This is a genomic window from Shimia sp., assembly GCF_049116215.1.
In the GTDB taxonomy this organism is placed as follows: Bacteria; Pseudomonadota; Alphaproteobacteria; order Rhodobacterales; family Rhodobacteraceae; genus Shimia.
The window spans coordinates 1,076,247-1,089,116 of record NZ_JAGDZB010000001.1 but is presented as its reverse complement, the minus strand read 5'-3'; the positions used below and the strand labels follow the sequence as shown (position 1 = coordinate 1,089,116).

6 protein-coding genes are annotated in these 12,870 nt (G+C 57.7%); 2 read left to right on the top strand and 4 right to left on the bottom strand.

The genetic code is table 11. The features are described 5' to 3' along the window. Positions 1–172: 172 nt before the first annotated feature. Entirely contained in the window at positions 173–730 is a 558-nt protein-coding gene (locus JXR15_RS05170; RefSeq protein WP_422052151.1) for a helix-turn-helix domain-containing protein, read from the bottom strand. Between the two features lie 158 nt (positions 731–888). Here JXR15_RS05170 and JXR15_RS05165 point away from each other — a divergent pair, with 158 nt between their 5' ends. Then, on the top strand, positions 889–2,064 hold the full coding sequence (locus tag JXR15_RS05165) for an acetyl-CoA C-acyltransferase family protein (RefSeq protein WP_422052150.1): 1,176 nt from the start codon (positions 889–891) through the stop codon (positions 2,062–2,064). Between the two features lie 217 nt (positions 2,065–2,281). Here the strand turns inward: JXR15_RS05165 and pbpC are convergent, their stop codons facing one another. Next, positions 2,282–4,321, bottom strand: coding sequence for a penicillin-binding protein 1C (pbpC, locus tag JXR15_RS05160; RefSeq protein ID WP_422052149.1), 2,040 nt, complete (start codon positions 4,319–4,321; stop codon positions 2,282–2,284). A 1-nt stretch (position 4,322) separates the two neighbouring features. Further along, positions 4,323–9,761: an alpha-2-macroglobulin family protein gene (locus JXR15_RS05155; protein WP_422052148.1), complete on the bottom strand. Its 5,439-nt coding sequence runs from the start codon at positions 9,759–9,761 to the stop codon at positions 4,323–4,325. A gap of 158 nt (positions 9,762–9,919) precedes the next feature. On the opposite strand from JXR15_RS05155, the gene JXR15_RS05150 reads away from it, so the two are divergent. After that, positions 9,920–12,100: a response regulator gene (locus JXR15_RS05150; RefSeq protein ID WP_422052147.1), complete on the top strand. Its 2,181-nt coding sequence runs from the start codon at positions 9,920–9,922 to the stop codon at positions 12,098–12,100. Here the strand turns inward: JXR15_RS05150 and yaaA are convergent. Beyond that, positions 12,085–12,858: a peroxide stress protein YaaA gene (yaaA, locus tag JXR15_RS05145; protein WP_422052146.1), complete on the bottom strand. Its 774-nt coding sequence runs from the start codon at positions 12,856–12,858 to the stop codon at positions 12,085–12,087. The two genes, JXR15_RS05150 and yaaA, sit on opposite strands and share 16 nt — an antisense overlap. Positions 12,859–12,870: the final 12 nt, after the last annotated feature.

Here is a 12,870-nt window from a genome sequence, read left to right as displayed (position 1 = left end):
ATCGCGCGACAGGGTATTGCCACAGACAATGTCCCGAAAGCGGGCCTGCCCCAGGGCAGATGCATTAGAAAAGCTGGAAACACCAAGTTCGGTTGCGGTTTTTGACGGACTTAAGATCAAAACACCGACTTGGGGGCACCTACCCAGGCAGGCGCCGCCCTTACTCAATCTCTCAAGCGTTCTTCACAATCAGAAACACCCGCGCGGGCTCTGTCGCCTCAATCGCATGTGCTACATCCGCCGCATAACGCGCGGTGTCACCTTCACCCAACTCCTGCGAAGCCGTCCCACTAGTCACCGACACAGCACCAGTCAAAACTGTCAGCTGCTCCGTCGCCCCACGGGTATGCGGCGCGCTTTTCAGGCTGCCGCCTGCCTCAAAGGTGATGTCATAGACCTCATGGCCACCCACATCTTCAGGTGGCGACAGGATCCGGATGAGACAAAGGTGCCCCATATTGTCAAACCGCGGCACATCAGATGCGCGCAGCACATCCACTTTGTCCCCTGCCTGCGCATCCAGCAATCCAGCAAAATCCACCTGCAACGCCCGTGTCAGATTCCAAAGCGTCGCAATTGTCGGGCTACTTTCCCCACGCTCGATCTGGCTCACCATCGACCGGCTCACGCCAGAAAGCTTGGCCACCGCATCCAGCGACAGCCCTTGCGCACGGCGGGCCTCCCGCAACCGCGCGGGCAAAAGTTCCAAGATAGGCAGATCGTTACTCATGCCCCCAAATGCGGGAATCTGCCACCTTTTGTCAATCAAACCGCGAAACACACCTCCGTAAGACTACGGGCGCAGAAACTGTGACGCACCGTTCCACCTGACTCGCTGATGCTGCGCCTGCATACTGACGCCAACACGATTTCATGAGGAGACGACAGATGTCGGACATCGTAATTCTCGGCGGCGCACGTACCGCCATTGGCACCTTTGGCGGGTCCCTTGCCAACACCGCCCCCATTGATCTTGGCGCCACCGTCACCAAGGCGGCGATGGAAAGCGCAGGCGTGGAAGGTGGTCAAATTGGCCACGTGGTCTTTGGCCACGTGATCAACACCGAACCACGTGACATGTACCTATCGCGCGTGGCCGCGATGCAGGCCGGCATCCCAGACACCACACCAGCCATGAACGTGAACCGGCTTTGTGGCTCCGGCGCGCAGGCAATTGTCTCCGCCACGCAATCTCTGATGCTGGGCGATGCGGATTTTGCCGTCGCTGGCGGCGCGGAAAACATGTCGCGCAGCCCCTACATCATGCAGTCCCAGCGCTGGGGCCAGAAAATGGGTGATGTGAAAACCCTCGACATGATGCTGGGTGCGCTGAACTGCCCGTTTGGCACCGGTCACATGGGCATCACCGCCGAAAATGTCGCTGATGAAAACGATGTCACCCGCGAAGACATGGATGCCTTTGCTCTCGCCTCTCAGCAACGGGCCGCAGCAGCCATCGAGGCCGGATATTTTGACGATCAAATCGTGCCAATTGATGTCAAAGTGCGCCGCGACATGGTGCCCTTTGCCCGCGACGAACACCCAACCGCCTCCACCATGGAGAGCTTGGGCAAACTGCGCGCAGTGTTCAAGAAAGACGGCCGTGTCACCGCAGGCAACGCCTCAGGCATCAACGATGGCGCTGGCGCGATTGTATTGGCGCGCGCCGAAGCCGCTGAAAAAGCTGGTCTGACACCTCGGTTCCGCGTGCTGGGATATGCCCACGCCGGTGTCCGTCCGGAGGTCATGGGCATTGGTCCAGTCCCGGCAGTAGAAAACCTGCTGGCCAAAACCGGTCTCTCGATCACCGACTTTGACGTGATCGAGTCCAACGAAGCCTTCGCCGCGCAAGCCATTGCCGTGAACAAAGGTCTTGGTCTTGACCCAGCCAAAGTGAACCCAAACGGCGGCGCCATTGCCCTGGGCCACCCAGTTGGCGCAACCGGCGCAATCATCACTGTGAAAGCCATGTACGAGCTGGACCGCACCGGTGGCTCCAAAGGCCTGATCACCATGTGCATCGGCGGCGGTCAGGGCATCGCCATTGCGATTGAGCGCATCTGATCCAACTCGACAAATCGCCCGGCGAACCCGCCGGGCAGCCCCCGACCGCCCCTATGGGTGGGGGCTGCCCCCCACCCGCGGTCGGGGACTACCCTTTTTCAATTCATCTACTCAAAAGCGGAGCGGCCCCAAGGTTAACGCCTTTGGCCCCGCCAAATTACGCACCTCCGCAAAACAGTCGTGATACCGACGCGATACCGACGTCCAAATCGTTTGGTTAATCCACCCAAAACGTGACCCGATCCGACGCACCTTTGGCATCAATCACCGTCACAGTCGCGCTGCCTTTTCCGGCCAGAGACACCACCATTTCCCGCAGCCTACTTTGCTGCACAACCGGCGCGCCATTGGCCAACACGGTGAACGGCAACGCGCCGTTTTTGACCTTCAAAATAACCTCGCTGTTGCCGCCTTCCAAAGTCGCCCCATCCGGCGGAAACGCCACAGTCAGTGCATCCTCAGGCTTCTCAAACAGTGCTTTGCGACCACGAAATTTCCGAAGCGGTTCAGGCAGTTGGCCTGTACTGACAATCAGCGTTTCCGGTGGTGGAGGCCCCAACGGCGTCAGCTCCGGCGCAATGCGCTGAAACACCTCAAACAACACCGGCGCGGCCACCTCGGCCCCAAAGGCTCCCGGCACCGGCGTCCCATCCGGCCGCCCAATCCAGACCCCGGCCACATGCTGACCATCAAACCCAATCGCCCAAGTGTCACGGTGCCCATAAGACGTTCCGGTCTTATAGGCCAACCCGTTGCGCGGCGCCCCATTTGGTGGTGCAATACCGGAAAGGATATCGCCCAAGTGCCAAGCTGCCGAATGACTTATAACCCTTTGTCTTTGCTCTCCTTTTTCACCACCCCTCCAATACAATCCCTGCGCCAAACCGCCCTGAGGGATCACCGCATACAGCTGCACCAACTCTTCCAATGAAAGCCCGACACCACCTAGCGCAACGGCCAACCCAGCCACCCCGCCAGGCACCTCAGGCACCGCCCCCGCCTTGCGCATCGCCGCCATCAAATTGGCCGGTCCAATCTCATCGGTCAGCAAAACCACCGGCAAATTCAGCGACTGCGCCAAAGCCTCCCGCACCCGCAATTCACCGCGAAACCGCCCGTCAAAATTCTGCGGTGCATAGGTTCCAAATCGCACTGGCGTGTCTCTGATGAGCGTCTCCGGATGCGCAAGCCCCTGATCAAAAGAAAGCCCATACACCAATGGCTTCAGCGTCGACCCCGGCGAGCGTTTGGCCTGCGTCATATCGACAAACCCCTGACGGCGATCACCGCCAGAAAACCCGGCCGACCCCACAGACGCAAGAATTTCTCCGCTGTGATGATCCGCCACCACCATGGCAATGGACACGCGGTTCTCCAAGCCTCTCAAGGCCTTGGCCGCAAGCGCCTCCAAGGCGATTTGCAGGTCGCGCGACAAGGTCACCTGATGCGCAACAGCCCCCGGCCGCGCCGCCACAGCGCGATCCGCCATATGCGGCGCGATGTTCGGGAACGCCCGCCGCTGATTTGGCACCGGTGTCATCAGCGCCGCCGACGCGGCCTCTTCCGTCAAAACCCCAGCAATCACAGCACGTTGCAACACGCGCTCACGTGCTTCTGTCGCAGCTTTGGGATGCCGATCTGGCCGTCGCCCGTTGGGGCTTTGCGGCAAAGCCACCAACAGCGCCGCCTGCGTAGGCGTCAACCGATGCGGCTCTTTGCCAAACCACGCCAGCGTCGCTGCCCGCACCCCTTCCAGGTTCCCGCCAAACGGCGCATGTGCCAGATAAAGCGAGAGAATTTCCTCTTTGCTCAGCGTTTTCTCCAACGCCAAAGCCACGCGAACTTGCCGCAATTTGCCTTGCCACGCACCGGTGCCGGAATCCTCCAGTAACCGCGCAACCTGCATGGTTAACGTCGATCCACCAGAGACAACTTCACCTTTCCTAATCGCTTGGCCCACGGCCCGCGCAACCGCCCATGGATCCACCCCGGCATGGGACCAAAAGCGCCGATCTTCATAAGCTACCAGCATGTCGATGTAGCCCGAATCTACAGTATCCAACCCAGTGCCCATACGCCACAGACCGTCGTCCACCGTGTAGGCGCGCAGCAGTTTCCCGTCTCGGTCAACCACTTGCACCGAGGTGTCGACCAACAGGTCAGGTAGGTCCGTCGCTGCCACCCACCGGTCCACGCCATCCCGCACTGCGGCTGCCAAAAGCAGCGCAGCAACCAGAAAAAATGGCGCAAACCGCATGTTACTCGGTCACGATCAGGCGTGCGGCATCGGTATTGGCGCGGTACTGCGGGCGATACATGTCTTCTACCGACGCAGCGGGATGATGATATGCGCCAGGCGATACCGCGCGCACAATGTAGGCCAACATAAAGGGTTGATCTGATTGCCAATCCACCGCAGCCAAGAACCGATCCGAACGGAATTCGCTGTGCTCGGCATAGATGGGTTGTAGCCAGTCCAAAGCCCGCACGTCACCGCTCGACAACAAGTTCGGATTATCGATCTCAAACCCTGCTGGCAGCGGATCATTTACCATCAACCGCGCCCCAACTTTGCTGGACGGTGTAACGGTCACCACGGTGACAAAACGGTCGCCCGTCGCCACCTGCGCCCCGGTGACCTCGGCGCCTTCCATAGTGAAATACTGGCGCGACAGCTGATAACCATACCCGCCACTCTGGATTTGGTACGTCGGCACACCCACAGTGGTAACCGTGACCGATTGCGGCGCATCTCCTTCATTTTTCAAAGCAAAATCTGAGGTCATGGCACTGTCGGGCACACGCTCCAACAACGGCCCATCCAAGACTGCACCGTTCAGGCTCAATGTGTTGGACCCGACGTCCTCGATCAACGCATACGCCGCCAAAAGCGACCAAACCGACTCTTGCGTGGACAGATCACGCCCCGGCGCGGTTACCCGTGTCAGCAGGGCATTGCGATCCACAGCTTCGCTGCCCGCTTCGACGGCCAGCGTCAATGCGCCAGCCGCATCGCGCAGGTTGGTCCCGTAGTCGACGCGCCACAACTGAGCCTCGTTGCTTTGCGCCTGCCCTTCAATCAGCCGCGCAGACTGACGGAACATAAAATCGGCGCGAGTCTGGTCACCATAAAAACCCAGCGCGGCGCCCAACTGCGCCGCAGCCAGAGGCGTAGCAAAGGCCTCCGCCTTTACATCCGCGTAGTACCGCAAGTCGCCCATGTTCGCCGCGCCTTCACGGGCCAGGACCATCAGCGCATAGGCCAAGTCCTCCCCACCTTTGTCAAAGTCCGGCGCATAGTTCACGCGATTGCGCAGGTTGTTCATGGCCTGCGTGAAGGCCACTTCGGGCACGGCATGCCCCTGTGCCTTAGCTCGAGACAGGAAGTCGCTCACATAGGCGTCCAGCCAGAAGTCACCCGACGCAGGCTGCCAAAGCCCAAAGGCCCCATTGCTGGACTGGCGGGTGAGCACCAACGCGATGGCCTCGGCAATCCGCGAGTCCAATGTCTGGCTCGCCGCCAATCCCAGCGCGTCCGCCACATCTTCGAAGTACAATAATGGGAGAGTTTGTGACGCCACCTGCTCTGTGCAGCCATATGGATAGCGGTCCAAAGCCCGTATCAAACCTGGCGCATCAAACCGTGCCAAAGCTCCAGACGACAAGACTGCTTCCGCCGTGCCCGGCCGCATATCCGCAAATAGATCCGCGCCTAACGTGAGGCTTTCACCCGCTGCCAATACCACCTGACGGGTTTCGCTAATGGCTGGGTCGTTATCTCGAACCGGCAGAACCAGCGTCTTGGTGAGCAGTTTGCCGTCCGGTGTGGTCAGCGCGACGTCAATGCTGTGATCGCCAATTTCTTGTGCCACAAGGGGCACAGATAGCCTGGCTGAGCCAAGGTCTTCCAGTGTCAAACCGGAGGGCACTGTACCTGCCTCCAGAGTCACGCCATCACTCGCCACCACATCCAAACCCATACGCCCGGATTGGCCTTCGGCATGCACAAACTCCAACAAGAGCCGGCTTTCATCCCCCGGCGCGAGGAACCTTGGCAAACTGGCTGTCACCACAACTGGATCACGCACCAAAACCTCCTGCTCCGCCTGCCCGACTCCGGTAGCCGACCACGCCACGGCCATCAGCCGCACGGCCCCGTTAAACTGCGGTATGTCAAACTGCACCTGCGCCATGCCATCCGCGCCAACCTCAACCGGGCCTTGGAAATAGGCCACAAGTTCTTCGGTTGGTGGTGGAGAGTCGAAACTGGACCCTGCAGTGGCATCGCCACCAGAACGCAGAGCGCCCATGGATCCCGACATGCCGTAGATCAGACGGCCATAAATGTCGCGAATTTCCATACCCAATCGACGCTGGCCAAAATAATGACCCGAAGGGTCGGGGCTTTCAAAGCCGGTCAGGTTGAGGATGCCAACATCCACAGCGGCAAGCGTGACAAAAGCGGTTTCTCCCTCAGCCACGCCCTCCACTTTCAGAGACACATCAAGCGGGCCACGAGGCGCGATTTGTTCCGGCGCAATAAGGTCGACAGACAGCTGCTTCGCCCCTGGATCAACTTTGGCATAGCTCAAACCCAGTGCACGTGCAGGATTTTGGCCTGCGGGGATATCCGATGGCCGGATCACAGAAGCAGTCACATAAGCGCCTGCGCCCCACTCGTCCGTAACAGTCAGCGGAATCAGGTTCTCACCTTCACTAACTTCCACGGCCTGCATGGAAATCAACCGATTGGACATCACGGAGACCAGGGCCGTACCTGCAAAACGCGGCACCAGACGCAGTTGCGCCGTGTCGCCACTGCGGAACATGTCTTTGTCCAATGACAGTTCCAACGTGTCTGGGGTTTCGGTTGCATCGACCGGTGCGTACCAACCCGCATAGAATTCAACGGCACTGGAAACAAAATCGCCTCCGTCCTGTTCCACCACAATCTCGTAGCGGCCCCAATCCACCTGCGCACCAACTTCAACCACAGCATCGCCCAAGGTGGCAGAACCACTGGCCACAGCCGTGCGGCGGGTGGTTGGCTCCCACTCCCAGCTGCCGCCCAATTGGTACCATTGATAGCGCGTTTCCACACGGTTCACGGTCCATTGCACCGGCATCTGCGTGCGCGACAGATCGGACGCCAAGGCCAACAATTCAAACCGTGCCGCGCCACCTTCCGGCACTACCTCTTCGTCAAATTGCGGTTTGATCCCGATCAGCGCCGTTTGCGCGGCAACCGGATGGGACAGGCGACGCTCTACCGGACGGCCTGAACCTTCAAGCACCCGCACGGTGATGTCCGCCGACAGCGCGTGCCCGGCGGCTTCTTGAGATGGCAGGGGCAGAAATATATCCGCGCGACCTTGGGCATCCGTCACATCGCCATAGAAATACTCGGTTTGACCATAGAAAGGCTGGTCATAGCGTCCAAAGCGATAGCCTTCATACCCTTCAATCTCAGACTGTGTCCGCAGAGTAAGCTGTCCTTCAACACTCAAGTCTGCCGCTGGCGCGCCAAACAAATACCGCGCTTCGAGTTCGAGGGGAGCTGGGTCATCCTCGGTCAACGGCCCGTTTGGCGGTGTCATCTCAAAGTCGATGCGTTCAGGCAGGAAATCCTCGACCAATACCTTCGCCGTTGCCAACGCAGGGGCCTCCAGATCGGATTTGAATTCCAACGTCCAGCGGCCTCGTGGCACAGTTGTGCCCAGCGGCATGTCAAATACATGGCCACCAGCTACGCCCGCAGCGGACACCTCGCGGCTGTATTCCACCCCATCCGGACGGGTAAGAATGGCGGTCACAGGCAGCAATGGCAGGGCTTCGGCGACTGGACCACGCGCCAAAGCAGTCACATGGATGGTCTCGCCTACGCGATAGGCACCGCGATCCGTTGCTACAAAGAGATCAATTGGCGGCGCGGCCGGGCGGCCCTCGACACCTCGGTCGGACAAATCAAACGCTGGGTCCGTGAGGGACAGGAACGTAAAATCCTCGCCGGTTTCCACCAGTAACAACGCGGGCGCCCGTGCGCCGGTGCCGCGTGTCAAACCCGCATCAAACCGCACATACCCTTCTGCATCGCTGGCCACAGTCCCCAAAACACGGTTTGCCCGCGAAATCAGCGACACCTTGGCCTGATCCATGGCCGTGGCATCGGACAGGCGGCGCACAAAAGCATGCAAACCATCGGAGCCATTCAGGCTGGTCAGGCCAATATCAGACAGCAAGAACCATTGCGTGGCAGCGGTTTCGTCGTATTTGTCTGCGCCCGGGAGATCAGCGGTCAACGCGTAGACGCCAGCCGGTTGGCCTGCGACCAATTCCGCCATTGGCAGGCGTGTGGTCACGGTCTGGTTTAAGGTATTTTGGACGTCACCAGTCCCGGTCCAAATGGTTTCTGCCACATCGCGGGCAAAATCATCTACCTGCCAATAACTCAGTGGTTGCCCAAAATAGCTGTCCTGAATGGCGCGCAGAATGTTGCGGTCATTCACGCGCTGTAGGGTCAGTTCCACTTCATCCAGATTTACTGTCTCAATTGGCAGGCCTGCATCCTGGCTGCGCGGCAACACATAAGCCCGCCCCCCAAAGGCCACACTTGGACTACGGTCGCGCACATAGGCGTTAAGCCTGATGTCCTTGATCAGCGTTTCGCCACTTTGTGCGGGCAGACCTGCGCGGAAAGTTACCTCAAGGCGCTGCCCATGTGTGAGGCCGTCAATACAAATACGGCGCGCTTCAACGCTCAGCGCCATTTGCGCATTGGGCAGTTTTACAAATGGCGCGTAATCCTGCCCCACCTTGACCAGCGGCTCGTTGAATTCTGCGCAAAAACGTGGCTCTTCCAGGTCGCTATCCACGATGTGCTCAGACACACGGAAGCCGTATTTACTTATGGCTGCGTCCAAACGCTGCGCGACATCTGTGCGTGGCTGGATCGACTCAGCGAGCCGCAGGCTGCGCAGCACTGCCTTGCCACGATCCTGCTCTTCCAGTTGGTCTGCCATCAAAATCAGCGCATTTACGCGTTCAGCCCCATCTTCCGCCCGTAGGTAAGCGTTGATGCTACCAAGGAAGGCGCGCTCGCGATAAGTACGGGTTTCCGAAGACTTGTCGCTTTTCAAATCAGCATTCAGGCGCGCATACTCATGCCACAAGTCACTACGGTCTGACTTTGCCAGGGCACCACCGGTCCAGCGCATGGCGCTCAGAGTGTTGCCTTCGGCACGGCGTTCCTGTGCCGCATCAAGCATCGCCTGCATGGTCCAGGGGCCGCCTGCATGATGCCGCCCGATATTGGCAGCCAGATCTTTGGCGCGGTCAAAGTCCGACTTTCTCAAAAACGTCAGGTCTTCTGCGCGTCCACTCGCCAAAAAACGCGTTCCGCGAGGCGTTTCAAACACTTCGGCAGACAGGGCACCGTCATAAGGCTGACGGTCACTGATCGCTGATTTTGGGAAACAGGCGTTGGACTTTTGATTGAAGGTGAACGCCACACAATCCTGATTGGCCAAACAGGCCCCAATGCAGGCGTCGTAGGTCGTATCAAACAGGTTTTGCAGGTCCGATCCGTAGAAGTCCACGTCGCGGCTCACGACGATACGGCGGTCGGGCACAAATGTGTCTTCGGCATATGCCAAACCAGAACAAACAGTCAAAATTGCAGCCACAAAAATGCGAAACATTAGGCTTCTCCATCAATCAATGGCGCAATGGTGCCATGAGGCCCACGGACTTGGCAACGATAAGAAATTCAGCAAATGCCTCCTTTCCGATTAAGCAGATATTCATGGACATTTGAGAGAACGACGAACAACGGATTGGACGATTTAGGGATCGGCGTATGTCGCTGGCGCAGAAACTTGCGGACGAAAGACGGGCACGTTTGGCAGCTGAACGCTTGCTGGAGCTGAAAAAGCGCGAGCTTTATGCAGCCAACCGCAAGCTGGGCAAACATGCTGCGCAACTGTCCAATGAAATCGTCGAAACACGCGCCGAATACCAAACTGTCGTCAACGAAAACAAAAAAGTTCGCCACGATCTGGAATCAGCCAAGGAACGTGCCGATCAAGCTGAGCGGCGTTTGTGGCATTCCATAGCGACGATCCGCGACGGGTTTGCCTTTTTTGATGCCCAAGGCAAGATGATTGCCGCCAACCCGGCTTATCTGGCCATCTTTGAGGGCGCGGACCACGTCAAACCTGGCATCAGTTACCAAGAAATCATGGAATTTGCCGCCCATGAGGGATTGTTTGTGTTGGAAGACACGTCTCCCGATGATTGGTGCAACATGATGGAGCAGCGGTGGCACGAAGATGAGCCGGAACCGGTGATCGTGCGCTTGTGGAACGAAGAGTTCCTGAAGCTGATTGATCAGCGAGATCAGGGCGAAGACCGCGCCAGCCTTGCACTCAACATCACTGATTCCGTGAGAAAGGAAGCCGAGCTTCAACACGCGCGTCAGGAAGCAGAGGCGGCAAGCCAGGCAAAATCCGCCTTTTTGGCCAATATGAGTCACGAGCTCCGCACCCCGATGAATGGGGTTGTTGGCATGGCGAGCTTGCTGATGGACACGTCATTAAGTGAAGAACAACGGCTGTTCGCCTCCACCATCAAGAACTCCGGCGAGGCATTGCTTTCGATCATCAACGACGTGCTCGATTACTCCAAACTTGGGGCCGAGAATGTTGGACTGCGTACAGAACCGTTTGATTTAGAGCGCTGCATCCATGAAGTTATGACCTTGCATCAGGTCTCTGCCCGAGAAAAAGGCGTTGAGCTTTTGGTGGACTACGATCTGTTCCTACCTACAAAATTTGTTGGCGACATCGGTCGGATGCGGCAAATTTTGACACATCTGATTGGAAACGGCGTCAAGTTTACACATCATGGGCATGTCCAAGTGCAAGTGGTCGGTGTGATCACCAATGACGGCTCTGAAGCGGTGATACACGTGACCGTTCAGGACACTGGCATTGGCATTCCTGAAGAGAAACTGGACCATATTTTTGGCGAGTTTAATCAGGTAGATACCAGTCAAAACCGCGAATTTGAAGGCACCGGACTTGGACTTGCGCTCACCAAACAGCTAGTTGGGCTGATGTCCGGAGAAATCTGGGTAGATTCTGTGATTGCAGAGGGCACGTCTTTTGGCTTCCGTCTCTCTATGCCCATCGAAGAGGATTGTGATCAGCTTCCCATCCCGCTGCCGGACACAGTTCAGCATGTGCTGGTTGCTTCGGATATGGAGGTAAACAGCGACCTCCTGCACAAACAGCTGGAGCAAATGGGGGCCACCGTCACCATCTGCACGGACAAAACACAGGTGCTGTTGTTGGCGCCACATGTAGACTTGATTCTCGCTGATCACACGCCATCCGGGATCAATGCCCGCGAATTGGGCGCAGAGTTGCAACAGTTGGAAATCAGCACGCCAATCCTGGCGCTCACCAGCGACTTGAAGGTTTTTGCCGGCATGGAGAAAGACTCGCTTGTGAAGGCGATCCTCCAGAAGCCGGGCTCGCGCGCAGAGTTGAACCTCGGGATTGCCAAAGCTGCCAGTGCGGGCGCATCTCAAAGACGCAAGCCAACAAAACGGCGCATGCGTGTGCTGTCCGCAGAAGACAACAAGACCAATCGCTTGGTACTTGAAAAACTGCTTAAGCCTTTGGATCTCGAACTGGAGTTTGCCCATGACGGCGTCGAGGCCGTCGAGAAATTCCAGTCTTATGCTCCGGACCTCATTTTTATGGACATTTCCATGCCACGTATGGATGGCACCGAGGCTACTCAGAAAATTCGCGAGCTGGAATTGGCCACCAAGGGGCATGTGCCAATTGTTGCGTTGACCGCTCTGGCCAACGAGGGAGACGAAGAGCACATCTTGTCACACGGTTTGGACAGGTATCTGACCAAACCATTGCGCAAGAAAGAAATCTTCAAGGTGATCGCAGAAATCTATACTGGCGACACAGTTGACCCGTTCCCGCAACCCGAAGAGCTACCGCTTCAGGCCTCCGGATAATCGCGCAGGAAAACCCAGCGGTCACCATCCGACATTTCCGGCTGGTATTGGTATCCACCGTAGTCGAACTCCTTGAGGCCTTCGGCATCGTTCAGTCGGTTGTGAATGATGTAACGCGCCATGCTGCCGCGGGCTTTCTTGGCAAAGAAAGAGACAATTTTTGCCTCGCCATTGCGCTCTTCCATAAACACCGGCGTGATGACGCGCAGTTTAAGCGCCTTCAGATCGACCGCGCCAAAATACTCCTGACTTGCACAATTCACCAATGTGTCAGAATTGATTTCTTCCGCCTGAGCGCGCAGAGCTTTCGCCGGCGCTTGCCGCCAGTACTCATAAAGCGATTTGCCGCGTCGTGTCTTCAAGCGACTGCCCATTTCCAGACGATATGGTTGCATGGCATCCAACGGACGTAGCACACCGTAAAGCCCAGACAGAATCCGCAAGTGATCCTGTGCCCATTTCATCTCATCTTGCTCAAGGCTTGCAGCATCCAAACCAACATATGTGTCACCGGCAAATGCATGCACTGCCGGGCGAGTCAGTTCTTCCGAAGGTGTTGCTTCGAACGCCTTGAACCGATCGCGGTTCAACTTTGCTAAATCCGCGCTCAGGTCCATCAACTTGCGCAGATCTGCCAACGTGAGGTTACGCGCGGTCTTGGCCAGGCGGACAGCGTCTTCATGAAACTCAGGTTCCGTTTTTGGTCCCGCAACGGGATCCCAGTTCAGACGTTTTGCGGGTGAGATCACTACAAGCATCGGGCGCTCCTC

Coding starts and splice junctions, on each gene's coding strand:
- JXR15_RS05155 (WP_422052148.1), bottom strand. CDS start 9,761: ATGTTTCGCATTTTTGTGGCTGCAATTTTGACTGTTTGTTCTGGTTTG.
- JXR15_RS05165 (WP_422052150.1), top strand. CDS start 889: ATGTCGGACATCGTAATTCTCGGCGGCGCACGTACCGCCATTGGCACC.
- pbpC (WP_422052149.1), bottom strand. CDS start 4,321: ATGCGGTTTGCGCCATTTTTTCTGGTTGCTGCGCTGCTTTTGGCAGCC.
- JXR15_RS05150 (WP_422052147.1), top strand. CDS start 9,920: ATGTCGCTGGCGCAGAAACTTGCGGACGAAAGACGGGCACGTTTGGCA.
- JXR15_RS05170 (WP_422052151.1), bottom strand. CDS start 730: ATGAGTAACGATCTGCCTATCTTGGAACTTTTGCCCGCGCGGTTGCGG.
- yaaA (WP_422052146.1), bottom strand. CDS start 12,858: ATGCTTGTAGTGATCTCACCCGCAAAACGTCTGAACTGGGATCCCGTT.